22 protein-coding genes and 2 riboswitches are annotated in these 26,349 nt (G+C 31.5%); of the genes, 19 read left to right on the top strand and 3 right to left on the bottom strand.

Annotation, left to right across the window (positions count from 1 at the left end):
• Positions 1–62 precede the first annotated feature (62 nt).
• Positions 63–794 (top strand): LytR/AlgR family response regulator transcription factor, encoded by a 732-nt coding sequence (locus ACY2RX_RS04060; protein ID WP_490102684.1) that lies wholly within the window; start codon positions 63–65, stop codon positions 792–794.
• A 52-nt stretch (positions 795–846) separates the two neighbouring features.
• Positions 847–1,362, top strand: a complete 516-nt coding sequence (locus ACY2RX_RS04055) for a gamma carbonic anhydrase family protein (RefSeq protein WP_490102683.1) — start codon at positions 847–849, stop codon at positions 1,360–1,362.
• A gap of 166 nt (positions 1,363–1,528) precedes the next feature.
• On the opposite strand, the gene ACY2RX_RS04050 is transcribed toward ACY2RX_RS04055, so the two are convergent.
• The gene (locus ACY2RX_RS04050; RefSeq protein WP_490102682.1) at positions 1,529–1,990 is read right to left on the bottom strand and encodes a hypothetical protein; all 462 of its coding nucleotides are present in this window, start codon (positions 1,988–1,990) and stop codon (positions 1,529–1,531) included.
• A gap of 263 nt (positions 1,991–2,253) precedes the next feature.
• Between ACY2RX_RS04050 and ACY2RX_RS04045 the strand changes: the two genes are divergently transcribed.
• Positions 2,254–3,900, top strand: a complete 1,647-nt coding sequence (locus ACY2RX_RS04045; RefSeq protein ID WP_490102681.1) for a mechanosensitive ion channel family protein — start codon at positions 2,254–2,256, stop codon at positions 3,898–3,900.
• Between the two features lie 76 nt (positions 3,901–3,976).
• Here ACY2RX_RS04045 and ACY2RX_RS04040 read toward each other — a convergent pair whose 3' ends face one another.
• Entirely contained in the window at positions 3,977–6,463 is a 2,487-nt protein-coding gene (locus ACY2RX_RS04040) for a zinc-dependent metalloprotease (RefSeq protein WP_490102680.1), read from the bottom strand.
• A 160-nt stretch (positions 6,464–6,623) separates the two neighbouring features.
• Positions 6,624–7,880 carry a methionine adenosyltransferase gene (metK, locus tag ACY2RX_RS04035; RefSeq protein ID WP_490102679.1) on the bottom strand — a complete coding sequence of 419 codons (1,257 nt, stop codon included), beginning with the start codon at positions 7,878–7,880 and terminating at the stop codon, positions 6,624–6,626.
• A 390-nt stretch (positions 7,881–8,270) separates the two neighbouring features.
• Positions 8,271–8,404, top strand: a riboswitch (SAM riboswitch).
• 125 nt (positions 8,405–8,529) lie between these two features.
• Here metK and ACY2RX_RS04030 point away from each other — a divergent pair.
• From ACY2RX_RS04030 to ACY2RX_RS03955, 16 genes are all read left to right on the top strand, one after another.
• The gene (locus ACY2RX_RS04030; protein ID WP_490102678.1) at positions 8,530–9,804 is read left to right on the top strand and encodes an O-acetylhomoserine aminocarboxypropyltransferase/cysteine synthase family protein; all 1,275 of its coding nucleotides are present in this window, start codon (positions 8,530–8,532) and stop codon (positions 9,802–9,804) included.
• A gap of 56 nt (positions 9,805–9,860) precedes the next feature.
• Positions 9,861–13,262 carry a bifunctional aspartate kinase/homoserine dehydrogenase I gene (gene thrA / locus ACY2RX_RS04025; protein ID WP_490102677.1) on the top strand — a complete coding sequence of 1,134 codons (3,402 nt, stop codon included), beginning with the start codon at positions 9,861–9,863 and terminating at the stop codon, positions 13,260–13,262.
• Positions 13,263–13,343: 81 nt separating this feature from the next.
• Positions 13,344–14,510 carry an O-succinylhomoserine sulfhydrylase gene (locus tag ACY2RX_RS04020; RefSeq protein WP_490102676.1) on the top strand — a complete coding sequence of 389 codons (1,167 nt, stop codon included), beginning with the start codon at positions 13,344–13,346 and terminating at the stop codon, positions 14,508–14,510.
• Between the two features lie 26 nt (positions 14,511–14,536).
• The gene (locus tag ACY2RX_RS04015; RefSeq protein WP_490102675.1) at positions 14,537–14,950 is read left to right on the top strand and encodes an RrF2 family transcriptional regulator; all 414 of its coding nucleotides are present in this window, start codon (positions 14,537–14,539) and stop codon (positions 14,948–14,950) included.
• A 205-nt stretch (positions 14,951–15,155) separates the two neighbouring features.
• Positions 15,156–15,422: a DUF2061 domain-containing protein gene (locus ACY2RX_RS04010; RefSeq protein ID WP_490102674.1), complete on the top strand. Its 267-nt coding sequence runs from the start codon at positions 15,156–15,158 to the stop codon at positions 15,420–15,422.
• Positions 15,422–16,036: a phosphoadenosine phosphosulfate reductase domain-containing protein gene (locus tag ACY2RX_RS04005; protein ID WP_490102673.1), complete on the top strand. Its 615-nt coding sequence runs from the start codon at positions 15,422–15,424 to the stop codon at positions 16,034–16,036. Before ACY2RX_RS04010 ends, ACY2RX_RS04005 begins: the two co-directional genes overlap by 1 nt.
• A gap of 13 nt (positions 16,037–16,049) precedes the next feature.
• Positions 16,050–16,955 (top strand): sulfate adenylyltransferase subunit CysD, encoded by a 906-nt coding sequence (cysD, locus tag ACY2RX_RS04000; RefSeq protein WP_490102672.1) that lies wholly within the window; start codon positions 16,050–16,052, stop codon positions 16,953–16,955.
• A gap of 113 nt (positions 16,956–17,068) precedes the next feature.
• Positions 17,069–18,316 (top strand): sulfate adenylyltransferase subunit 1, encoded by a 1,248-nt coding sequence (locus tag ACY2RX_RS03995; RefSeq protein ID WP_490102671.1) that lies wholly within the window; start codon positions 17,069–17,071, stop codon positions 18,314–18,316.
• Positions 18,317–18,419: 103 nt separating this feature from the next.
• A complete protein-coding gene (locus tag ACY2RX_RS03990; RefSeq protein WP_490102670.1) occupies positions 18,420–20,525 on the top strand; it encodes a HEPN domain-containing protein in 2,106 nt (701 codons plus the stop codon).
• A 2-nt stretch (positions 20,526–20,527) separates the two neighbouring features.
• On the top strand, positions 20,528–21,349 hold the full coding sequence (cobA, locus tag ACY2RX_RS03985; protein WP_490102669.1) for a uroporphyrinogen-III C-methyltransferase: 822 nt from the start codon (positions 20,528–20,530) through the stop codon (positions 21,347–21,349).
• Positions 21,349–21,924, top strand: coding sequence for a precorrin-2 dehydrogenase/sirohydrochlorin ferrochelatase family protein (locus ACY2RX_RS03980; RefSeq protein WP_490102668.1), 576 nt, complete (start codon positions 21,349–21,351; stop codon positions 21,922–21,924). Before cobA ends, ACY2RX_RS03980 begins: the two co-directional genes overlap by 1 nt.
• A gap of 77 nt (positions 21,925–22,001) precedes the next feature.
• Positions 22,002–23,057 (top strand): NAD(P)/FAD-dependent oxidoreductase, encoded by a 1,056-nt coding sequence (locus tag ACY2RX_RS03975; RefSeq protein ID WP_490102667.1) that lies wholly within the window; start codon positions 22,002–22,004, stop codon positions 23,055–23,057.
• A gap of 59 nt (positions 23,058–23,116) precedes the next feature.
• The gene (locus ACY2RX_RS03970; protein ID WP_490102666.1) at positions 23,117–23,446 is read left to right on the top strand and encodes a 2Fe-2S iron-sulfur cluster-binding protein; all 330 of its coding nucleotides are present in this window, start codon (positions 23,117–23,119) and stop codon (positions 23,444–23,446) included.
• Positions 23,447–23,454: 8 nt separating this feature from the next.
• On the top strand, positions 23,455–24,210 hold the full coding sequence (gene epsC, locus ACY2RX_RS03965; RefSeq protein WP_490102665.1) for a serine O-acetyltransferase EpsC: 756 nt from the start codon (positions 23,455–23,457) through the stop codon (positions 24,208–24,210).
• A gap of 1 nt (position 24,211) precedes the next feature.
• The gene (gene cysM / locus ACY2RX_RS03960; RefSeq protein ID WP_490102664.1) at positions 24,212–25,105 is read left to right on the top strand and encodes a cysteine synthase CysM; all 894 of its coding nucleotides are present in this window, start codon (positions 24,212–24,214) and stop codon (positions 25,103–25,105) included.
• Positions 25,106–25,177: 72 nt separating this feature from the next.
• Positions 25,178–25,284, top strand: a riboswitch (SAM riboswitch).
• A gap of 45 nt (positions 25,285–25,329) precedes the next feature.
• A complete protein-coding gene (locus tag ACY2RX_RS03955; RefSeq protein ID WP_490102663.1) occupies positions 25,330–26,349 on the top strand; it encodes a homocysteine S-methyltransferase family protein in 1,020 nt (339 codons plus the stop codon).

The following is a 26,349-nucleotide window of genomic DNA, read 5'->3' as shown; positions in this document are numbered from 1 at the left end:
TAACTTCACACTCCACACTTCACTCTTCACACTCCCATCTACAAACCTAAAACACAAAAACTATGAAACTAAAAGCAATTATTGTAGAAGACGAACAAGTTAGTAGAGCTATTCTCCGAAATTATATTGGCAAATATTGCCCAAATGTAAATTTGTTGGGCGAAGCAGAAAATATAGAGGAAGCTTATCAATTAATTCAAAAATACGAATTAGACTTGGTCTTTTTAGATGTAGAAATGCCTTTTGGTAACGCGTTTGATTTGTTAGAAAAAATAGCAAACAGAACTTTTGAAACTGTTTTTGTAACCGCTTACGATCATTATGCAATAGAGGCTTTAAACAATCACGCAAGTTACTATTTACTAAAACCCATTTCTATAGACGAGTTGATAAAAGCCGTAAATATTGTTACAGAAATTAAAGAAAAAGAGAACGAATTACAACATCAAATTTTAGCTCCAAAAACAAATTCAGCAAAAGGAAAAATTACCATTCCGCAACAAGATGGTTTTGAAGTTTTAGATATAAATGACATCGTTTTTTGTAAAGCAGATGACAATTACACAGAAATTCATTTAACAAATTCCAAAAAATTGGTAAGTAAAACGCTAAAGTATTTTGAAGATGCTTTAAAGGATTATACTTTTGCAAGAATTCATAAATCGTATTTGGTAAATGTAAATGCAATTACAAAATACAAAAAAGGAAAAGGTGGAAGCGTAATTGTTTCTAATGGAAAAGAAATTTTGGTTTCTGCTTCAAAAAAAGCTAATTTGCTTTCTTTTTTTAAGTAACTAAAAGACCTCACAGGTTTTCAAAACCTGTGAGGTCTGTAAAATTAAATCTATGCCCATAATAAAACCCGTAAATAACAAGCATCCACAAATACCAGAAGATTGTTATGTTGCAGAAAATGCCACAATTGTTGGTCAAGTTTCACTTGGTAAAGAATGTTCTATTTGGTTTAATGCCGTAATTAGAGGAGATGTTCATTATATAAAAATGGGCAATAAAGTTAACATTCAAGATGGTGCAGTTATCCATGCAACCTATCAAAAATCGCCCACAAATATTGGTAATAATGTTTCAATTGGGCACAATGCTATTGTACATGGTTGCACAATTCACGATAATGTTTTGGTGGGTATGGGCTCAATTATTATGGATGATTGTGTGGTAGAATCCAACTCAATTATTGCTGCAGGAGCTGTTGTTACGAAAAATACACACGTAGAAAGCGGAAGCATATATGCAGGAGTTCCTGCTAAAAAAGTAAAAGATATTTCTGAGGAATTAATTTCTGGAGAAATAGACAGAATTGCCAATAATTATGTAAAATATTCTGGTTGGTTTAAAGAGTAGATTTTGGGCGTTACACAAGGTCGGGCTTTACGTTATATCTTTTATTCATTCTTCATAAAAGGATGCCACTTCAATCCCTAACGCAAAAGAAATGCTGTTAAAATCAAAACCCTAATTTCAACTAAGAAATTAGGGTTTTGCAATCAACTAAACCAATCAAAATAGATTATTTTCTGTTATCAGAATTTTTACGATTTCTTTTTTTCTTTTTCATCATTTTCATCATTTTCATTCCTTTCATTTTTCTCCTTTTCTGCATTTTTTCAAACTTCTCAAATTGTTCTTTATTCAGAATGTTTTTCATTCTGTTTCTCATCACAATTTGATTGTCTAACTGCTTGCTTTTCATTGCATAAATTTCATCGGTAGTAGGTTTTTGTTTGTTTTTTATGGCTTCTTTTCTTTTATTCATTGCAGCTTTCTTTTCTGCAAATTTTGTCATCAAAATTGGTTTTATTTGTTTTTGTTGTTTTTCAGATAAATCTAAGGCTAATGTCATTTTTTTAATTGCCAAATTTGCGTGTTGTTCTACCGTAAAATTTGGTTTTTTAAGCATTCTTTTTTGCTGAGCTTGAGCAGTAAATGTAAATGCGAATACGAAGGCTAAAATAGATGCTAAATTTTTCATAAGTATAAATGTTATTTTTTAATTACATACCTAAGACAGAAAGAATTTAAAAAAGTTTAATCTAGTTTTTACTTTAACAGATGCTTAACATATAATTGTTACAAAAAATAAAAACTCGATTTCAATTAAGAAACCGAGTTTTTTAAAAAACTAATCAACCCAAAACTAGTTATTTTTTATATTATCTACATTTCTTTGACACATAAAAAAGGAAAAGGTTTAAATTTGCATTCTTTATTAACAAGATTTTAACATAAGTAGTTATGGGTAAAGTGTTTTGGATATTTTTATGTATTCCTTTTTTAGTTTTTTCTCAAACAAATAGTAAAGATAGTATTCGTGTAGATTTAAGCAATCCTCACGCAGCAATTTATACGCATTTATATTTTTTACAGTCAGATTCTTATCAACCTAAAAAAGCAGCAAAAACTATTTTTGGACTTTCTGAAGAACAAGCTATTGCAAAAGCCATAAAAATTAAACAAGTTTTAGATGGCAAAGGGTTGTTTGTAGATTTAAACAGAATTCCTACAAATGCAAATTATAAAGATACTATTGGTTATACATCTTACAAAAGGTATGTGTTATTCCCACAAAGAATGCCTCAGGTTTTTGTAGAAAAAATAGGCGAAAATTGGTATTATTCTACAGAAACTGTTGCAAAAATAGAGGGTTTATATAAGGAAGTTTTTCCTTGGTACGTTCAAAAATTGCAAAAAATGATTCCAGTTTCTGGTCATAAAAAAATCTTTGGCTTAGAGTTGTGGAAGTTTGTAGGATTGTTGTTACTCTTAAGTTTAGGGTATCTTATTTTTTTAATTGTAAAAAGAATCGCTTTTTTTATTCTAAAAAAGATTCAACATCAAATAACCAAAAGCACAAATTTAGAAGTAAATAAAGTAATTAAAAAGTTGGCACATCCTATAAGTTTATTAGTTGTGGTAGCTTTTATAGATAAAATTTTTCCGTCTCTACAATTTGGTTTAGATATTAATACTTGGGTGTTTTTAGTTCTAAATATCGCAAAAACAGTTTTCTGGATTTATGTTTTCTTAAAGCTGGTTCAAGTAATAATGCGTGTTTATGCAGAGTTTACTGAAAGAACGCATGGCAGGTTAGATGATCAATTAGTGCCAATTTTACACAGTTTTTTTACAGGAATAGTATTAGTGGTTGGGTTGTTTAGATTGCTTATTCTTTTTGGGGTTGATGCCACTACAATGTTAGCAGGTGCCACAATTGGAGGTTTGGCTTTTGCATTAGCATCTCAAGACACTGTAAAAAATCTGATAGGAACTATTATGATTTTTCTTGACAAACCTTTTCATATAGAAGATTGGATAGAAGCTGGTGAGGTTGTGGGTACCGTAGAAAAAGTAGGTTTTAGGTCTACAAGAGTACGTGCTGCAGATACATCAATATATCAAATACCGAACAGTAAATTATCTGAAATTGTGATTAATAATAAAGGATTAAGACTTTTTAGAAGATACAATACTAAGCTAGGTTTACGTTATGATACGCCACCAGAATTAATAGAAGCTTTTGTAAAAGGAGTTAGAGAAATTATTATTGCGCATCCAGAAACAAGATCTGATTCGTATAATGTTGAGTTTACTGGTTTTGGTGATTCTGCTTTATTGATTATGGTAAATGTATATTTTAAAAGTTTGGCTTGGGGCATAGAGCAATCTTCTAAACACAGATTGCATATTGCTATTGTTAAATTGGCTGCTGAATTAGGTGTAGATTTTGCTTTTCCATCAACAACGGTTACTATTGAACAGTTTCCAGAAAAGAAAGGATTGTTGCTAAAATATGATACCAATCAAGATAAAATAAATGCTTCTATTTTTAAAGTTTTAAAAGATTTTAAGGATGAAAATTCTAAAGAAAAAATAAAAGATTAATCAATATTTATTGATTTTTAGAGATAAAAAAACCTCATCAAATTTGATGAGGTTTTGTGTAAAATAAGAGGTTTAATTATTTTGGATCTAGAATCATATCAATTCTATCTACTACATCTTTTAAGTGATATCGCGTAAGCGTATTACCGTTGTTAGAAGCAGTTTTTGCATCACGTTGTAAACGTTTTAACTCTCCTCTAACAATAGATTTAATATCAGATTGATTTACTGTAATTCCACTTTTTTTAAGATATCCTCTATTAAGACCTTTTTGGTTTTTTGCTTTATTTAATAAGTAGTCTAACCTGTCTAAATGTACTCTTTGTAAGTTTCTTCTATAAGTGTCTATAGAACGTCTGTTATATAATTCAGACCAAACACCTTTGCGTAAATCACTCATCATATTAACTAAAGTATATGCTTTAGAACCGTTTAAAGTTTGGTTTTCAATCATTCTAGCCATTCTTCCAGGATCTAAAAGATTGTTTAAAGATCTTGCTTGCAAAGCTCTAATTCTTTCTACTGAACCAGAAAATTCTATTTTGCTAAAAATATTTTTATCTAATAGCCAAGTTGGCGTTTTAAACAATTCATCAATAACAAATTTTAAAGCTTCTTTTTGAGTAGCTTTATCTATGTGCGTGTAAACTGCCCCATCTTGGTCTGTAGTTTTAAAGAATTCTGTAACACCACCAACATTTGCAGAAACGTGCCCCATATATCTGTTAAATTGACTTAAAACTTGCCCATACATAGTAGATAACTCACTATAATTTTTACCTTTTTCTGAAGTCCATTCTTCTAGTCTTGGTAAAATTCTTTGTAAGTTTTTAATTCCATACATAGAAGCTTTCATAGCATTGTCTCCTAAATCTTCTGTTTGAGAAGTTGGATCTACAACTCCACCTGCTTGTTGGTGTCCAAACCTATACATTGGGTCTCCAGCATTTTTTAAAATCCAACTATCTAAAATTGGTTTTTCTTCTTCTGCAGTTTTATCTAAAATAGGTCTATATCCCCAAGAAATGGCATACTTATCATATACACCAATATTTGGCATTAAAGCAACCCCTTTATCTTCTGGTTGCGCAACATAATTAAAACGGGCATAATCCATAATAGAAGGAGCTGTTCCGTATTTTTTAGTGAAGCTAGCAGAGCGTAAAGAATCTACAGGATAAGCAGAAGAACTTCCCATATTATGAGGCAATCCTAAAGTGTGACCTAATTCATGTGAAGAAACAAATTTGATTAATTCTCCCATTGTTTCCGTCTTAAAATTGTTACTTCTTGCATCTGGGTTTATAGCTGCAGTTTGAATAAAAAACCAGTTATGTAATAATGTCATTACATTGTGATACCAGTTAATATCAGATTCTAAGATTTCACCAGAACGTGGATCACTAACATGAGGTCCGTTTGCATTTGGTATGGGTGAAGCTAAATAACGAATTACAGAATAACGAATATCTTCTGGGCTATATTCTGGGTCTTCTTCTTTAGTTGGCGCTCTTTTTGCAATTATTGCATTTTTAAAACCAGCAGCTTCAAAAGCTACTTGCCAATCATTTACACCCTGTATAATATAAGGCACCCATTCTTCTGGAGTTGCTCTATCTACATAATACACAATTTGTTTTTTGGGTTCAACTAATTCGCCTCTTTTAAATTTTTCGATGTCTTCATCTTTAACCTCTAGTCTATACCTATCTAAATAGGTTACAGTTTTACTTTTTTGCGCTTTTAAACCATAATCAATTTGTCCGCGAGCAAACCAACCAACACGTTCATCAAAATAACGACGTTTCATAGGTACTTTAGGTAATAAAATCATAGAATTGCTCATCTCTAGGGTAATAGAACCTAAAGCGCTGTTAGAAGGAGCTTTATTTGCAAAATAAGTTTTTATATGTCTTATTTCAATATTTTTTGGATAACTACTAACTCTATCTATGTAAGAACGACTTTTATCCATTCTTGTAGCTTGGTATCTTTTTCTGTAAAAACTAGGAAAACCTAAAGGCTTTACATCTGTAGAAAATAATGCTGTTGCATCAATTACAGTAGCATTAGAATCTTTATTGAAAGCTTTTATTGGAAAAGAAAATAGTATTGGTTCTAAATTCGAATTAACTACTGCTTCATGAACTGGTAAAATTGTGTCAGCCACCACATTGTGTGATACAACTCTTAAAAGAATTTTCTTATTTTTTTTCTCCCAACGTAAAACTTGTGTGTTGGTTTTTCCTCCACCAAAACCAATTCCGCTTGCGGTTTTAGCAATTCTAGTAACCATTAACATTTCTCTTCTTAAAAGAGAGTCTGGTATTTCGAATAAGTAAGAGTTGTCTTTTGAGTGAACTTTAAAAAGACCTTCATCTGTTTTGTGGTCTTTTGTAACTACCTTATTGTAAGGCTTAATGGCTCCTTTCTTAGGTTTTGGTTTAGGAGCAACTTTTTTGGTTTCTTTTTTCTTTTTTTTCCAGAATTGCGCATCAGCATCAAGAGAAAAACCAAAAACAAGGGCAACAAAAAGCAGTTGCGAGAGTACTTTTTTAGTCATAATTTAAGTTTGTTTTGAATTATTTTCGAAGGTAAGAAACTATAAAAGTAAGCTCTCTTAAATAAATGTTAAAGAGAGATTATTTTTAAGTGATATGTATCAACAAAAAAACCTTCAAAAAATTAATTTTGAAGGTTTTAAATATGTATTAAAGATAGGATTATAAGTTAAAAGCTTTTTTTACTTTGTCTATATAATCTAATTTTTCCCAAGTAAAAGTTTCTACTTCTTCAGAAACAGTTTCTCCCATAGGGTTTGTAAAAGTTACTGTTTTTATTTCTGGAGTTCGTCCCATATGTCCGTAAGCAGCAGTTTCAGAGTAAATGGGTGTTCTTAATTTTAATCGTTTTTCGATAAAATAAGGACGCATATCAAAAAGTTCTTCTACTTTTTTGCTAATCTCACCATCAGTTAAATTTACTTTTGAAGTATCATAAGTTTCAACATTTATACTTGTTGGTTTTGCAACTCCAATTGCGTAAGAAACCTGAACTAAAACTTCTTTACATAAGCCAGCAGCTACTAAATTTTTGGCAATATGTCTTGTGGCATAAGCTCCAGATCTATCAACTTTACTTGGGTCTTTACCCGAAAATGCACCACCACCATGAGCGCCTTTTCCACCATAAGTGTCTACAATAATTTTACGTCCTGTTAAACCAGTATCTCCATGAGGGCCACCAATTACAAAAATACCTGTTGGATTAATGTGATAAGTAATATCATCCGTAAATAACTTTTGAATATGTGTTGGCAATTTAGCCACAACTCTAGGAATTAAAATATCAACAATATCTTTTTTAATTTTTGCTAACATTACTTGTTCAGAAGTATTAAAATCATCATGTTGTGTAGAAATAACAATGGCATCAATTCTTTGCGGAACATTATCATCAGAATATTCTATAGTAACTTGGCTTTTAGCATCTGGGCGCAAGTAAGTTATGTCTTTATTTTCTCTTCTTAGTTCTGCTAATTCTATTAACAATCTATGAGAAAGTTCTAAAGCCAAAGGCATATAGTTTTCGGTTTCATCAGTTGCATAACCAAACATCATTCCTTGGTCTCCTGCACCTTGTTCTTCTGGGTTTACTCTGTCTACTCCTTGATTAATATCTGGAGATTGTTCATGAATGGCAGATAAAACTCCACAAGAATTTCCATCAAACATATACTCGCTTTTGGTGTACCCAATTTTGTTAATTACATCTCTAGCAATTTTTTGTACATCTAAATAGGTTTTAGATTTAACTTCTCCTGCCAAAACAACTTGACCTGTTGTAACAAGCGTTTCACAAGCAACTTTACTCGTTTTGTCGAACGCTAAAAAATTATCGATTAAAGCGTCAGAAATTTGATCTGAAACTTTGTCTGGGTGTCCTTCAGAAACACTTTCTGATGTAAATAAATATGACATAATTTTCTTCTTTTTTTTTGATAGGAAACTAAGATTGATTGCAGGTTGCTAAAAGAAGTAGATAATTACTGCTTTAGCATTTTGTTCTGCTGAACTTGTTTTTAGTATCTAAAACATTTCAACAAAAGAGGTTGCAATCAGTTCAAATTTTTCCTCTTAAATTCTGCACAAAGTTACATTATAAATCTAAATATTATAATTTTTTTGATAATATTTTTTTATGGTTTCATCAATATAAAAGTGTTCTAAGTTTATATTTTGATTGATAACTAAATAATATGCAACTAAATTGAGAAATTCTTATTTCTAAAAAAATAAATTCCTTTTTATTTGGATATTAAATTTTTCTGAACATATATTTGCACTCACAAAGTTCAATAACTTATTGAAATGTTATCAAGAAAGGTGGAGGGATTAGACCCGTTGAAGCCTTAGCAACCCTTTGTAAATGCTGAAATCTGTTCAGTATCTATAAAGAAGGTGCTAAATTCTACCTAAGTATTTTATATTTGGATAGATAACACAAAAATGAATTTCTTAACCAAGAAATTTATAATTCTTAATAACATTTTTCTAGTAAGTACATCAAATTTTTTGATGCATTTGACTTTTGTTTTAATTATTTATTAACTCAAAAAAAAATAGAAAAATGAGTACACACAAATTAGCAACGAATGCGTTGCACGCAGGTCATGATGTTACAGCTACAGGAGGAACAAGAGCTGTTCCTATTTATCAAACTACATCGTATGTTTTTAACGATTCAGAACATGCAGCAAATTTATTTTCGTTAGCAGAACTGGGGTTTATTTACACACGTTTAAACAACCCAACAAATCAAATTTTACAAGAACGTTTAGCTGCCATTGAAGGCGGAATAGGAGCCGTAGTTTTTGCTTCTGGAACCGCAGCAATATCTACAGGATTGTTAACCCTTTTAAAAGCTGGAGATCATATTGTAGCTTCAAGTAGTTTGTACGGAGGAACCTATAATTTACTAAATGTAACTTTACCAAGATTAGGAATTACAACTACGTTTGTAGATGCTTCAAACCCAGATAATTTTGCAGATGCAGTGCAAGAGAATACAAGAGCCTTTTTTGTAGAATCTTTAGGAAACCCAAAGTTAGATGTATTAGATTTAGAAGCTATTGCAGCGCACTCTAAAGCTGCAGAAGTTCCTTTTATTGTTGATAATACTGTTGCAACTCCAGCATTATTAAACCCAATTAAACACGGTGCAAATATTGTAATTCACTCGTTAACAAAATATATTGGCGGACAAGGAAATTCTTTAGGAGGTGCAATTATTGATGCAGGAACTTTTAATTGGGCAAATGGAAAATTCCCAGAATTTACAGAACCATCAGCAGGTTATCACGGATTAAAATATCACGAAGTTTTGGGAGCAGCTTCTTACACTTTTAAATTAATTTTAGAAGGTTTACGTGATTTTGGTGGCGCAATTAGTCCAACAAATGCGTTTAATATTATTCAAGGTTTAGAAACTTTACCAGTAAGAATAAAACAACATTCTGAAAATGCATTGGCATTGGCAAAATGGTTAGAAGCACAAGAGGAAGTTGCTTGGGTAAATTATCCTGGCTTAGAAAGTAGCAAATACAAATCTTTAGCCGATAAATATTTGCCAAAAGGACAAAGCGGAATTGTAACTTTTGGTCACAAAGGCGGCTTTGAAGCTGCTAAAACAATTGCAGATAAAACAAAAGTATTTTCTTTATTAGCCAACATTGGCGATACCAAATCATTAATCATTCACCCTGCAAGTACAACCCATCAACAATTGGATGAAGCGCAACAAGCAAGTGCAGGAGTCTCTCAAGATTTGATTAGATTATCTGTGGGTATTGAAGATTTAGAAGATTTAAAAGCAGATTTAAAAGCGGCTTTTTTAGAGATATAATTGGCTTAAAAGACCTCATAGGTTTTAAAACCTATGAGGTCTAAAAAGAATACATATTGAAACACAGACTAGAGCATATCAAAATTAAAAATTTTACCACAGAAGCTGGTGCAAAAATTTCTGAACTTAATTTAAGCTATCAAGTTTTTGGTAAAGAATTAGGTTTAGCTCCTGTGGTTTTAATCAATCATGCATTAACAGGCAATAGCCAAGTTGGAGGTAAAAATGGTTGGTGGCAAGATATTGTTGGTAAAAATAAAGCAATAAATACGGATGTTTATACCATTTTATGCTTTAATATTCCAGGAAATGGTTTTGATGGATTTTTAATTGATAATTACAAAGATTTTATTGCAAGAGATGTTGCAAGAATTTTTTTAGAGGGATTATCAAAATTGAAAATAAATCAATTATTTGCCTTAATTGGAGGTTCTTTAGGGGGTGGAATTGCTTGGGAAATGGTTGTTTTGCAAAACAATTTAACGCAACACTTTATTCCGGTTGCAACCGATTGGAAATCTACAGATTGGTTAATTGCCAACTGCCAGATTCAAGAACAGTTTTTGGTAAATTCTAGCAATCCTGTGCATGATGCGCGTATGCATGCAATGTTGTGTTATAGAACACCAGAATCATTTAAAGAGCGTTTTCAGAGATCAAAAAATGAAGATTCTAACTTTTTTAATGTAGAAAGTTGGTTGTTACATCATGGAAAAAAATTGCAAGAACGTTATCAATTATCTTCTTATAAGTTGATGAATCAATTGTTAAAAACGATTGATGTAACTGTTGCAGGTAAAAAAACGATAGAAGTTTTAGATAAAATTCATGCGAATATTCATATTATTGGTGTGAATTCTGATTTGTTTTTTACTGCAGAAGAAAATAGAGAAACGCATAAAAAATTAGCAGTAACCAAAGAAAATGTAACGTATAACGAAATTAATTCTGTTCATGGTCATGATGCTTTTTTGATAGAATACGACCAGTTAGAAAAAATAATTGAACCCATTTTTAATAAAGATTTTAGAAATAAAAAAATGAAAGTTGTAAAATTTGGAGGAAAATCTTTAGCCAATGGAAAAGGTTTAGAAAATGCAATTGAAATTATTGCAAATAAGTTCAACCAAGGACAAAAAATAGCCCTTGTTGCTTCTGCAAGAGGAAATTCGACCAACAATTTAGAATCTATTTTGCAAAAAGCTGCTGCAAAAAAAGATTATAAAACTGACTTTGAAAAGTTTAAAGCATATCAATTAGAACCTAATACTAAGGTTAATGTATCAAAAGAATTTTTAAAATTAAAAACCATTTTTGAAGGGGTTTCTTTATTGGGAGATTATAGCCAAAAAATTAAAGACGAAGTTTTAGCACAAGGAGAATTACTTGCGGTAAAAGTAGTGGCGAGTTTGTTAAAGCAACAACAAATTCCTGCAAACCCTGTAGATGCTAGACGTTTAATTATTACTGATGAAAATTTTGGAAATGCGCAACCAATTACTGCGGTTTCTAAAGAAAATGTTGTTCATCATTTTAAAGAAAACAGTAATACAATTAATATTGTAACTGGTTTTATTGCAGCTAACAAAAAAGGAGAAACTACAACTTTAGGTAGAAACGGAAGCAATTATACAGCAGCACTTTTAGCAAATTATTTAGATGCAAATGAGTTACAAAATTATACCCACGTTAGCGGAATTTTTACCGCAAATCCAGATTTAGTGGCAGATGCAAAAAAGATTGAACAATTATCGTTTTCTGAAGCCAATGAATTGGCCAATTTTGGAGCCACAATTTTACACGCAAAAACGATTATTCCATTAATAGAAAAAAACATTAACCTACGGATTTTAAACACGTTTAATAAAGAGGATAAAGGCACTTTAATAACATCAAAATCATCAACAAAAGGAATCAAATCTATTTCTACCATTAATAATGTTGCATTATTAAATTTTGAAGGAAGAGGTTTGTTGGGTAAAGTTGGCGTTGATGCAAGGATTTTTAGAGCTTTAAGTGATAAAAACATCAGTGTTAGTATTATTTCGCAAGGTTCTTCAGAAAGAGGAATAGGTTTAATTATTGATGCAGACAGCGCTCAAGAAGCAGTTACTGCATTAGAAAAAGAGTTTGAAAACGATTTTTATTCACAAGATGTAAATCAGATTTCTGTAGTAAATAACGTGGCTGTAATATCAATTATTGGTCAAGATTTGAGTGAGTTTCATCATCCTTATAATGCTTTAATCAAAAATCAAATAGTACCAGTTTTATTCAATAACACAGTTACCGGTAAAAATGTGAGTTTGGTGGTAAAAAAGGAAGATTTGCACAAAGCTGTAAATGTAATTCACGGACAAGTTTTTGGAGTTACCAAAAAAGTGAACATTGTTATTTTTGGCAAAGGTTTGGTTGGCGGAACTTTAATTGATCAAATTATAGAAAATACACAATCTGTTTTAGAGCGAAGAAAAATTCAGCTGAATGTTTTTGCAGTTGCAAATTCTAAAAAAGTATTGTTAAAAAAAGATGGGGTTTCTAAAAATTGGAAAAAAAATCTTTTAGAAAAAGGTGATGAAAATACATCCGTTCAAGATATTATTAACTTTGCAAAAAACCATCATTTTGAGAATTTAATAGCGGTAGATAATACAGCAAGTGTAAACTTTGTAAGCAATTATATTCCTTTAATAGAAGCTGGTTTCGACTTGGTTTCTTGTAATAAAATTGCCAATACATTGTCTTTTAGTTTTTACAAAGAAGTAAGGGCAAAATTAAAAGAATACAAAAAACAATATTTATACGAAACCAATGTTGGCGCAGGTTTACCATTGATTGATACAATTCGATTATTGCACGAATCTGGAGAGAATATTACTAAAATTAGAGGTGTTTTTTCAGGCTCTTTAAGTTATTTGTTCAATACTTTTTCTGCTGAAAATGTTCCGTTTTCAAAAGTTTTAAAAGAAGCAATAGACAAAGGTTTTACAGAGCCAGACCCAAGAGAAGATTTAGGTGGAAATGACGTTGCTAGAAAATTATTAATTTTGGCAAGAGAATTAGATTTAGAAAACGAATTGGATGAAGTTGAGATTAAAAATCTAATTCCAGAAAATTTAAGAAATGGTTCTGTGGATGAATTTTTAAGTAATTTAGAATTGTTAAATGATGAATATCAAACCTTAAAAGACCATCAGAAACCAAATCACGTATTGCGTTATATTGGGGAATTGAGTGGAGATTTATCCAAAGAAAAAGGAAATTTAGAAGTAAAATTAGTGTCTATACCAGAAAGTACTCCATTAGGTTCTTTAAAAGGTTCTGATGCCATTTTTGAAATTTATACAGAATCTTATGGAGAGCAACCCATTGTAATTCAAGGAGCAGGAGCAGGAGCAAGTGTAACTGCAAGAGGCGTTTTTGGAGATATTTTACGATTAGCAAAACATAATAATTAATTAGTAAATAGTTTTTAGTAGTTAGGTTTTAGTGTGCAACTAATCCCTAAAACCTAAAACCTAATCCCTAAAACCTATAAAATGAGCAAACATTTCGAAACACAGGCAATTAGAAATCAAACAGAAAAATCTCAATTTTCTGAACATTCTACACCTTTATATTTAACTTCTAGTTTTGTTTTTAATGATGCAGAAGATATGCGTTCATCTTTCGCAGAAGAGAAAGAACGCAATTTATATAGCAGGTTTACAAACCCAAATACTACCGAATTTGTAGATAAAATTGTGGCTATGGAAGGTGCAGAAGCTGGTTATGCTTTTGCAACAGGAATGTCTGCCATATTTTCAACCTTTGCTGCGTTGTTAAATGCAGGAGATCATATTGTTTCTTGTCGTTCTGTTTTTGGTTCTACACACAGTATGTTTACAAAATATTTGCCAAAATGGAATATAGAAACTTCTTATTTTAAGGTTGATGAAGTAGATTTGGTAGAAAGTTTAATCAAAGAAAATACCAAGATTCTTTATATAGAAACGCCAACAAATCCGGCAGTAGATATTTTAGATTTATCTGTAATAGGTAAGATTGCAAAAAAGCACAAGCTAATTTTTATTGTTGATAATTGTTTTGCAACACCTTATATTCAGCAACCCATTAAGTTTGGAGCAGATTTAGTAATTCATTCTGCCACAAAATTAATAGACGGACAAGGAAGAGTTTTAGGCGGAGTAGCAGTTGGTAAAAAAGATTTGATTAGAGAGATTTATCTTTTTGCAAGAAATACAGGACCTGCAATGTCTCCTTTTAATGCGTGGGTTTTGTCTAAAAGTTTAGAAACTTTATCAATTAGAGTAGAAAAACATTGTGAAAATGCCTTAAAAGTTGCTCAGTTTTTAGAAGATAATGAGCGTGTTGAGTTGGTAAAATATCCTTTTTTAAAATCGCATCCGCAGTATGAAGTGGCAAAAAACCAAATGAAATTAGGAGGTAACATTGTGGCTTTCGAAATTAAAGGCGGAATTGATGCAGGAAGAACTTTTTTAAATAACATAAAAATGTGCTCTTTATCAGCAAATTTAGGAGATACAAGAACCATTGTTACGCATCCATCATCTACAACTCACGGGCGTTTATCTGAAGAAGACAGGCTAGAAGTTGGCATTACAGATGGTTTAGTGAGAGTTTCTGTAGGATTAGAAAATGTTGAGGATATTATTTCAGATATTCAACAAGCATTGAATGCATAATAATTTTAATTGTGTAGTTTTGCTGTATGCTTTCTAAAAAAACAAAATACGGAATAAAAGCACTCACTTATTTGGCAAGACAGGAAAATAGAAATCCTGTGCAAATAGCTACTATCTCTAAAAGTGAAAATATATCATTAAAGTTTTTAGAAAGTATCTTATTAACACTTCGTAAAAATGGATTGCTAGGTTCTAAAAAAGGAAAAGGTGGTGGTTATTACCTTTTAAAAGAACCTAGTGAAATTCAAATGACTACCATATATCGAATTCTTGAAGGACCAATTTCTATGGTGCCGTGTGTAAGTCTTAATTTCTATGAAAAATGCGAAGATTGTCCTGACGAAAATACTTGTGCTGTTCATGGTTTAATGATTCAGGTAAGAGACAGTTCTTTGCAAATTTTTAGAAATACAACTTTAGCAGATTTGTGTAAATGCTAGGAGTAACTTTTTTTATAGTTTTTTCTTTAACTAAAACCTTGTAGTAATTTAATATTCTTAAAAAGAATTACTTTTTTTTATTAATCTACTAAAACTATAGGAATTAAATATTTTTTAAGGTTCTATGTCATTTTTTTACATTTTAATCATGTATGTTTGCATACCCTATTAAAACAGTAGGGTAATTATTTGAATTGATTTTTTTATGATTGTAGACCAAATCATTTTTAACAAAAAACACACACAAACTAGAGGTTTTAAAGATGATAAAAATTCTGAAAAGCCTTTAAGAAGTGTGGTAAAAGCATTGAGTTGGAGAATTGTTGGTACGTTAGATACATTAGTAGTGTCATACATTTTAACAGGTAAAATAGCTTTAGCAACTTCAATAGCATCAATAGATTTTTTAACAAAACTTGTTTTGTATTTCTTTCATGAAAGAATTTGGAACAAAGTAAAATGGGGTAAATAATGAGCTTAAATTTAGAACAAATTAATAAAGAATTAAAAGGTAAAAGTCCGTCAGAAATTATTGTTTGGGCAATTTCTTTTGCAAAAAATCCTGTAATTACAACCAACTTCAGACCTTATGAAGTGGCAATTTTAAATGCAGTTACAGAGGTAAAAAAAGAGATAAAAGTTATTTGGTGTGATACTGGTTATAACACTGTAGAAACCTATAAACACGCAGAAGAAATTATTAAAACATTAGATTTAAATATCCAATTATATTCACCAAAACAAACTGCAGCTCATAGAAATGTAGTGTTAGGAGTTCCATCTATAGATGACCCAAAACACGTTGTTTTTACACAGCAAGTAAAGTTAGAGCCGTTTGCAAGAGCAATGAAAGAGCATCAACCAGATGTTTGGTTTACGAATTTAAGAAAAGGACAAACTGCTTTTAGAAATAGTATTGATGTAGTTTCTCAAAGTAAAGATGGCATCATTAAAGTAAGTCCTTTTTACAATTGGTCTGATGAACAATTAGATGATTATTTAGAAGAAAAAGGTTTGCCAAACGAGTTTACATATTTCGATCCAACAAAAGTAGAGAGTAATCGCGAGTGTGGATTACATATCTAAAAGACAATATATTATGAGTCAAGAAACAATAAAAGTAGATGCTTTAGAGAGTGAAGCCATTTATATTTTTAGAGAAGTAGTAGCACAGTTTGAAAAGCCTGTCTTATTATTTTCTGGAGGAAAAGATAGTATAACTTTAGTGCGTTTGGCGCAAAAAGCGTTTTATCCAGCTAAAATTCCTTTTCCCTTAATGCATATAGATACTGGCCATAATTTTCCAGAAACGATAGAATTTAGAGACAGATTGGTAAAAGAATTAGGGGTTGAATTAATTGTAAGAAACGTTCAAGATAATATCGATTCTGGCAGAGTAAAAGAAGAAACAGGCAGATATGCAAGTAGAAATATGTTGCAAACAGAAACATTGTTAGATGCTATTGAAGAGTTCGGTTTTGATGCTTGTATTGGAGGAGCAAGAAGAGATGAAGAAAAAGCAAGAGCAAAAGAAAGAATTTTTTCTGTAAGAGATGATTTTGGTCAATGGGATGAAAAAAATCAGCGCCCAGAAGTTTTTGATATGTTAAATGGAAGAATTGATTTAGGACAAAATGTGCGTGTTTTTCCAATATCAAATTGGACAGAATTAGACGTTTGGTCATACATCAAAAATGAAAAAATCGAAATTCCATCTATCTATTTTGCACACAAAAGAAAAACATTTGTAAGAGATGGTTTAATCTGGTCTGCAGATGATGAAGTTGTGTATAGAGATAAAGAGGAAGAAGTGGTAGAAAGAATGGTGCGTTTTAGAACAGTGGGTGATATGAGTTGTACAGCAGCAGTATTGTCTGATGCAGTAGATATAGCAAAAGTAGTAGAAGAAATAAGAGATTCCTCTATATCAGAAAGAGGTGCCAGAATAGATGATAAACGTTCTGAAGCAGCAATGGAAAAACGTAAACAACAAGGGTATTTTTAAAATTTGTGAAACAAATTTTTAGCATTTAGCTTTTGGTATTTAGCCTTTAGCGAAAATTAAAACGATTACAAACTAAGCTAAAAGCCAAAGGCTAATAGCAAACAGCTAATAAAATGAAAGTATTAAAAATAGCAACAGCAGGTAGTGTAGACGATGGTAAAAGTACCTTAATTGGTCGTATTTTATACGATACAAAATCATTAACGGACGATAAATTAGAAGCCATAGAAGAAAAAAGTCGACAAAGAGGATTTGATTATTTAGATTTTTCTCTTGCAACTGATGGTTTAGTAGCAGAACGCGAACAAGGAATTACCATTGATGTAGCCCATATTTATTTTTCTACACCATCAAAAAGTTTCATAATTGCAGATACACCAGGTCATATAGAATATACCAGAAATATGGTTACAGGAGCTTCTACAGCGCAAGCTTCTATTGTTTTAATTGATGCAAGAAACGGAGTTGTAGAACAAACTTATAGGCACTTTTTTATCAATAATTTATTGAGAATTAAAGATGTTGTGATTGCCATAAATAAAATGGATTTGGTCAATTTTTCTGAGGAGAAATACAATATCATAAAAGGAGAAATTGAGTACTTAGCAAGTAAAAGCGAGTATAAAAATCAGAATTTAACATTCATTCCTTTATCAGCTTTGCAAGGTGATAATGTGGTTGAAAAATCTGAAAATATGCCTTGGTATAAAGGTGATACGTTAATGAATCACTTAGAAAATTTAGATGCAGAAGATATCAATGAAGTTTCTCAAACTCGTTTTCCAGTACAAACGGTTATCAGACCCAAAACAGAAAATTATCACGATTTTAGAGGATATGCAGGTAAAATTTATGGAGGTGATTTAGAAGTTGGAGATGAAGTTGCTGTGCTTCCATCATTAACAAAATCTAAAATAAAAAGCATTCATTTTTTTGATAAAGAATATGCAAAAGCAAAAAGAGGAAGCTCAGTTACAATAACTTTAGAAGATAACGTAAATGTGAGCAGAGGAGATATGTTGGTAAAAGTTGGTGAAGAACCCCTAATAGCCAAACAATTAGAAGCTAAAATTTGTTGGATGGATAAAGAACCTTTGCAAGCATCGCAAAAATATTACATCAAACACGGCGTAAATGATGCGCAGGCAAAAATTACACAATTAAATAGCATCATAAAAACCGATTTTTCTGGGATTGAAGAAAATCCATCAGAATTAGCCTTAAATCAAATTGGTGAAATACAATTAAAATTAAGCAAACCATTGTTGTTTGACTCCTATAAAAACAATAAATCTAATGGTTCTTTTATCTTAATAAACCCCAAAACTAACAATACAGTTGGCGTAGGTTTTATAAAATAAAAATCGTGTAATTGTAAAATTAAAAAGAAGAAAAAAATAAACAAATTTCTTATCGTCCAAGTAAGAATTCCTTCTCTAAAAAGGAGGTTAATAGGGAGATTTTATGCAAAGTTTTAGAACAGAAATCGAAAATCCGGTTGTAGAAAAAGACATTATTGAGTTGGCAGATAAAATTGCAAAATTCAATAATCTACAAATTGATGAAGAAAAATTTAGAAGTTTACGTTTAGCAAGAGGTGTTTACGGTCAGCGTCAGCAAGGCGTACAAATGATTCGTATAAAGTTGCCTTATGGTAAAGTAAAAAGCAATCAATTGCGCAGAATTGCAGATGTTTCTGATGAATATTCTAGAGGGAGATTGCATATTACAACGCGTCAAGATATTCAAATTCATTATGTAGATTTAAACAGAACTCCAGAATTGTGGGCAGAATTAGAGCGCGATAAAGTTACTTTAAGAGAAGCTTGTGGTAATACTGTAAGAAACGTAACAGCTTCAGAAACTGCTGGTATAGATGTTAACGAACCTTTTGATGTATCTCCTTATGCAGAAGCACTTTTTAAGTTCTTTTTAAGAAACCCAATTTGTCAAGAAATGGGACGTAAATTTAAGGTATCTTTTTCCTCTTCGGATGAAGATACAGGCTTGTCATATATCCACGATTTAGGTTTTATAGCAAAAATAAAAGGCGGAATTCGTGGTTTTAAAGTGATGATTGGTGGAGGCTTAGGATCGCAACCAAGACACGCAGATGTGTTATATGATTTTCTTCCTTCGGATAAAATTATTCCAACTATGGAAGGTGTTTTAAGAATTTTTGATAGATATGGTGAGCGTAAAAGTAGAGCCAAAGCTAGAATGAAATTCTTATTAAAAGATATTGGTTTAGAGGCTTTTAAAGAATTAGTTGCCCAAGAACAAAACGCTATAGAATTTAAAACAGTAGCTATAGATGCAAATGCTTATCAAGTTTCAAAACCAGTAGAAATAAAAGAGATTCCAAAAGCAATTATTAAAAACCAACAAGCTTTTAATAGTTGGAAATCAACAAATATTATTACCCAAAAACAAGAAGGTTATGTTGCAATTGGTATAAAAGTTTTATTAGGAGATTTTTATACAGATAAAGCAAGGTTATTAGCCAATTTAGTAGAAAAATATGCTGCTGGTGAAATTCGTTTAACCTTGCGTCAAAATATTTTAATTCCTTTTGTAAAAGAAGATTTAGTTCCGTTTTTCTATCAAGAATTAGAAAAATTAGGCTTTGCAGAAACGGGTTATAACAAAGCTGTAGATATTACTGCTTGTCCTGGTACAGACACTTGCAACTTAGGAATTGCAAGTAGTACAGGAATTGCAAAAGAGTTAGAAAGAGTCATTGCAGCAGAATATCCTCAGTATTTAAAAAACGAAGATTTAGTTATAAAAATTAGTGGTTGTATGAATGCTTGTGGGCAACATAATATGGCAAATATTGGTTTTCAAGGAATGTCAGTTCGTACGCCAAATAAATTAGTTGCTCCTGCTTTACAAGTGTTGTTAGGTGGTGGTAATTTAGGTAATGGAAATGCGCTGTTAGCAGACAAAGTTGTAAAAGTTCCAAGCAGAAGAGGCCCAGAAGCTTTGCGTAGAATTTTAAATGATTTTGAAAAAAACGCAAACGGAAAACTGTTTGTGGAATATTATAAAGAAAAAGGAGAGAAGTATTTTTACAATCTTTTAAACGATTTACAAGACGTATCAAATTTAAAACAACAAGATTTTATTGATTGGGGAGAACAAGAAAAATATGTAAAAGAAATCGGAATTGGAGAATGTGCAGGAGTTATTATCGATTTAATAGCAACGTTGTTTTTAGAGAGTGAAGAAAAAATTGATGAAGCAAAAGAAGCTTTTAAAAATAAAGTATATTCTCATTCTATTTATCATACATATCGTTCTTTGGTAAACTCTGCAAAGGCTTTATTATTAGCAGAAAATAAAAAGACAAATTCTCAAGCTTCCATCATTAAACAGTTTGATGAATTCTTTATTAAAACTCATAAAATAGATTTAGAAACCTCTTTTTCAGAATTCATTTATCAGATAAATAAAAATGCACCAACAAAAGAATTTGCAGAAAAATATATAGAAGATGCTACCCTATTTTTACAAAAAGTAAGAGCTTTTAGAGAAGGAGATTTAATAAAAACCACAGAAACAGTTTAATAATGTTAGAAAAAATTAAAGAAAATAAAAACCCATTATTTCCCCCTTTGGGGGATAAAAAGGGGCGCCTAACTGTAATAGGTGCTGGTCCTGGTGATGTAGATTTAATAACTTTAAAAGCAATTAAAGTTTTAAAAACTGCAGATGTGGTTTTATATGATGCTCTGGTAAATAAAGAATTATTAGAATATGTTAAACCAAATGCAGAACTAATTTTTGTAGGCAAAAGAAGAGGTTGTTACAGATATCAGCAAGAACAAATAAATGAGCTAATTGTTGCACGTGCAAATACACATAGACACGTAGTTCGTTTAAAAGGAGGTGACCCATTTATTTTTGGTAGAGGTGCAGAAGAAATGGAATATGCTGCCAATTTCGGTTTAGAAATAGCTGTTGTTCCAGGTATTTCATCTTCATTAGCAGTGCCTGCTTATCAAAATATTCCACTAACAAAAAGAGGAAGTGCAGAGAGTTTTTGGGTAATTACAGGAACCACAAAAGAGCATAAATTATCAAATGATGTGGCTTTGGCCGCAAAATCGAATGCAACTGTGGTTGTTTTAATGGGAATGAGCAAACTGCCTCAAATTGTAAAACTATTTCAAAAACAAGGTAAAAATGAGTTGTCAGTTGCCATAATTCAAAACGGAACAACGATAAAAGAAAAAATAGGAATAGGTACTGTAGATACTATTTTAGAAGTCGTTAAAAAACAAGAATTAAAAAATCCTGCAATTATTGTTTTGGGTGATGTTGTAAAACATCGTCAAAAAATATTGAATGTACAATATCAGCAAGAAAATTTGTTAAAAGAAGTGGTATAATGCAGCAAAACGAGTTATATCCTATTTTTTTAAAAACGCATCAATTAGAAACGTTAATTGTTGGCGGAGGTTTTGTGGCATTTGAGAAATTATCATTTCTGTTAAAGTCAAGTCCAAACTCAATAATAACAATGGTTTCTCCTTTTTTTAGAGAAGAAACAAAAGATTTGGCAAACAAGTTTGATGTTAAAATGATTGTTGATAGTTACAATAACGCTTATTTAAAAAACAAGCATATTGTAATTGCTACAACAAATAAAGTTGATGTAAATGTGCAAGTTTACAAAGATTGTAAAGAAAGAAATATATTGGTAAATGTTGCTGATAATCCACCCTATTGCGATTTTTATATGGGCGGAATTGTAACCAAAGGAAATGTGAAAATTGCGATTTCTACCAACGGAAAATCACCAACAACCGCCAAAAGATTACGTCAGTTTTTTGAAGATGTAATTCCAGAAAATATTAATGATTTGGTACAGAATTTAAATAAATATAGAAAAACACTCAAAGGTAACTTTGAAGAAAAAGTAGAAAAACTAAATAAATTTACAAAAAGTTTAGTAGAGAAATAAAATGTTTAGTAGCCTTTAGCTTTTTGCAATTAGCAATTAGCGAACGGCTAAAAGCAAATAGCTAAAAGCAAAAAAATATGATTACAACAGACATACTAATTATTGGAGCAGGACCCACAGGATTATTTACCGTTTTTGAGGCAGGTTTATTAAAACTAAAGTGTCATTTAATTGATGCATTAGCACAACCTGGAGGTCAGTGTTCAGAGATTTATCCGAAGAAACCAATTTATGATATTCCTGCATATCCAGAGATTTTAGCAGGAGATTTAACGCATAAATTAATGGAGCAAATTAAACAATTTGAACCTGGTTTTACTTTAGGAGAAAGAGCAGAAACAATAGATAAACAAGAGGATGGTACATTTATTGTAACCACCAATAAAGGAACAAAACATCACGCAAAAGTTGTTGCTATTGCAGGTGGTTTAGGTTCTTTTGAACCAAGAAAACCATTAATTCAAAATATTGCAGATTTTGAAGATAAAGGTGTAGAGTACATCATAAAAGAACCTGAAATCTACAGAGATAAAAAAGTAGTAATCTCTGGTGGTGGAGATTCAGCTTTAGATTGGGCAATTTTCTTGTCAGATGTTGCATCAGAAGTAACATTAATTCACAGAAGAAACGAATTTAGAGGCGCTTTAGATTCTGTAGAAAAAGTACAAGAATTAAAGAATTTAGGCAAGATAAACATTGTAACTCCTGCAGAAGTAAAAGGAATTTTAGGCACGGAAAAAGTAACAGGTGTTGCTGTTGAGAGAAAAGGTGAAGATGCTTTTATTATTGATACAGATCATTTTATTCCATTATTTGGTTTGTCACCAAAATTAGGACCCATTGCCAATTGGGGATTAGAAATAGAGAAAAATGCCATTAAAGTAAATAATGCTTTAGATTATCAAACAAACATAGAAGGAGTTTATGCTATTGGCGATGTAAACACGTATCCTGGAAAATTAAAATTGATTTTATGTGGTTTCCACGAGGCAACTTTAATGTGTCAAAGTGCATATAAAAGAATTTTTCCAAATAAAAAATACGTGATGAAATATACAACTGTTGGTGGTGTAGAAGGTTTTGATGGTACAAAAAAAGAAGCACCAAAAGCAGTTGTAAAAGCAATTCAATAAGATATTGATTGTTGTTAGGTTTGTGTAACTTTGCAGACAAATTTTAAAAAAAGAAATAGATGCAAGACATCAATATTAAAATTACAGATAGAAATGGTGAAACTCACCAAGTTGTTGCGCCAACAGATATGGCAATGAACCTGATGGAAGTTGTACGTTCTTATGAATTAGCAGAAGAAGGAACCATAGGGATTTGCGGCGGAATGGCAATGTGTGCTTCTTGTCAATGTTATGTAAAATCAGAGCACGAATTACCAGAAATGACAGATGATGAAGACGCAATGTTAGCAGAAGCATTTAACGTAGAAGACAACAGTAGATTGGGGTGCCAAATACAAATGACACCAGAAATGGAGGGGCTAGAAGTGGAGTTGGCACCAGAAAGTTAAGACTATAAATGAAAGAAGTAGCGCAAATAGTTGCATTTAAAAACTACAGTATGTGTTTAAGAGATGCTGTAGCAATTTTTACAAAGCAATTGATTAATAATTTATTTGATGTAAATAATTTATCAGAAAGTGGGGCAGAAACAAGAATCAAATTTTTAAAAATTTTAGAAAGATTATCTATTGATGATGGAGAAATTTTATGGAATAATTTTGAAAACTCTTTTATTTCTATCAGACAAAAATTAGATTTAGATGCAGAAGCAGCTCTTAAAAACGATCCAGCTGCAAAAAGTTTAGCAGAAGTTTATTTGGCGTATCCTGGTTTTTATGCAATTGCTGTTTACAGATTGAGTCATCAATTAGAAAAATTAAAAACTCCTATTTTACCAAGAATGATGAGCGAATTTGCGCACAGCATAACAGGCACAGATATACATCCAGGAGCAGAAATAGGAGAATCATTTTTTATAGATCACGCAACAGGAATTGTTATTGGAGAAACAACTGTTATTAAAGATAATGTACAGATTTTTCAAGGAGTTACATTAGGCGGAATCCAAGTCAAGAAAAGTTTAGCATCTACAAAAAGACATCCAACCATAGAAAATGGAGTGGTAATTTATGCAAATGCAACTATTTTAGGGGGTAACGTTGTTATTGGTAAAAATTCTGTAATTGGTGCAAATGTTTGCATTACAGAATCTATTTCAGAAAACTCGGTAGTTACTGTAGAATCTAATAATTTTATTACAAAAAGAAAGTAAAATGAAAACAAAAAGTATTATAGATTTTGTAGGTAACACACCTTTGGTGGAAGTACAAAATATTCTAAAAAAAGAAGGCGTAAAATTATTACTAAAATTAGAAGGTAATAATCCTGGTGGAAGCGTAAAAGATAGAGCTGCATACAATATGATTTCTGAAGCAATAAAAAGAAAAAATATTAGAAAAGGCGATACTTTAGTTGAAGCTACAAGTGGAAATACAGGAATTGCTTTAGCTTTAATGGCAAAGGTTTTAGGAGTCAATATGGTGTTGGTTTTGCCAGAAAACTCTACAGAAGAAAGAGTAAAAACAATGCGTTCTTACGGAGCAAAAGTAATTTTAACTCCACAAGAATTAGGTATGGAAGGCTCTAGAGATTATGCTTTAAAATTAAAGTATAAAAAAGGATATTTTAGATTGAATCAGTTTGATAATACAGACAATTCTAAAGCACATTACAATACAACAGGTCCAGAAATTTGGAAAGACACAGAAGGAGAAATTACGCATTTTGTTTCAGCAATGGGAACAACAGGAACAATAATGGGGGTTTCAGATTACTTAAAAGAACAAAATAAAGAGGTCACTATTATTGGTGTTCAACCAAATGGTGAATCTAAAATCCCAGGAATTAGAAAATGGGAAGGAGATTATATTCCTGCTATTTTTAATCGTAAAAAAGTAGATGAAGTTTTAGAAGTGAGTACGGCAGAAGCAAAAGAAATGACGCAAAGATTGGCAGCAGAAGAAGGAGTTTTTGCAGGTATGAGTAGTGGAGGAGCAGTTGCTAGTGCATTAAAAATTGCAGAAAAAATTGATAAAGGTGTTGTAGTTGCAATAATTTGCGACAGAGGAGATAGATATTTATCATCAACTTTATTCGAAAAAGAATAGTTTTTTTAAATACATTCTGCAAATAAAAAAATAATCCTTTTCTTTGCAAAATAGTTCATAAACTTATTGATTACGTTATCACGAAAGGCAGAGGGATTAGACCCGTTGAAACCTTGGCAACCTCTCATTTTAGAGAAAGGTGCTACATTCTACAGAATTTTTATTCTGACAGATAACAGCGAAAACACTTCACTTTTCCTGATGACATATTAAAAAAATAAAATATGTCAAACATATATAAAGCTTTACAAGAACGAATTTTAGTATTAGATGGTGCTATGGGTACTATGCTACAAGCTTACAAATTCACTGAAGAAGATTTTAGAGGAGAACGCTTTAAAGACTATCCAACACCTTTGCAAGGGAACAACGATTTGTTGTCAATTACCCAGCCAGAAGCTATCAAAACCATCCACGGAAAATATTTTGAAGCAGGTGCAGATATTGTAGAAACCAATACGTTTTCTGGTACTACAATAGCGATGGCAGATTATCAAATGGAAGATTTGGTGTATGAGTTAAATTATCAATCTGCAAAAATAGCCAAAGAAGTTGCAGTTGAGTTTACAGCAAAAGAACCACACAAACCACGTTTTGTTGCAGGTTCTATAGGGCCCACAAATAGAACTGCAAGTATGTCTCCAGATGTAAACGACCCTGGATATAGAGCTGTAACTTTTAATGAATTAAGAATTGCATACAAACAACAAACTGAGGCTTTAGTTGATGGCGGAGTAGATTTATTATTAGTAGAAACCGTGTTTGATACTTTAAATGCAAAAGCTGCCTTATTTGCTATTGAACAAGTAAAAGAAGAAAGAAATATAGAAATTCCTGTAATGTTAAGTGGCACAATCACAGATGCTTCAGGTAGAACATTATCTGGGCAAACAGCAGAAGCCTTTTTAATTTCAGTTTCTCACATTCCATTATTATCTGTCGGATTTAATTGTGCTCTTGGAGCTAATTTATTACAACCTCATTTAGAGGCAATTGCCAATAAAACCGACTTTGCAATTTCTGCACATCCCAATGCAGGATTACCAAATGCGTTTGGTGAGTATGATGAAACGCCAGAAGAAATGGGAGAGCAGATAGAAGAATATTTAAAGAAGAATCTCATCAATATTATTGGTGGATGTTGTGGTACAAGTCCAGAGCATATTAGAGAAATTGCAAATATTGCTGCAAAATACAAACCTAGAGAAGCTGTCACCTTGAGCGCAGTCGAAAGGTCTCATTAA

Source organism: Polaribacter sp. 2405UD43-2 (assembly GCF_058147125.1).
Note: the sequence above shows the minus strand (reverse complement) of the source record. Positions and strands in the feature narration are given on the sequence as shown.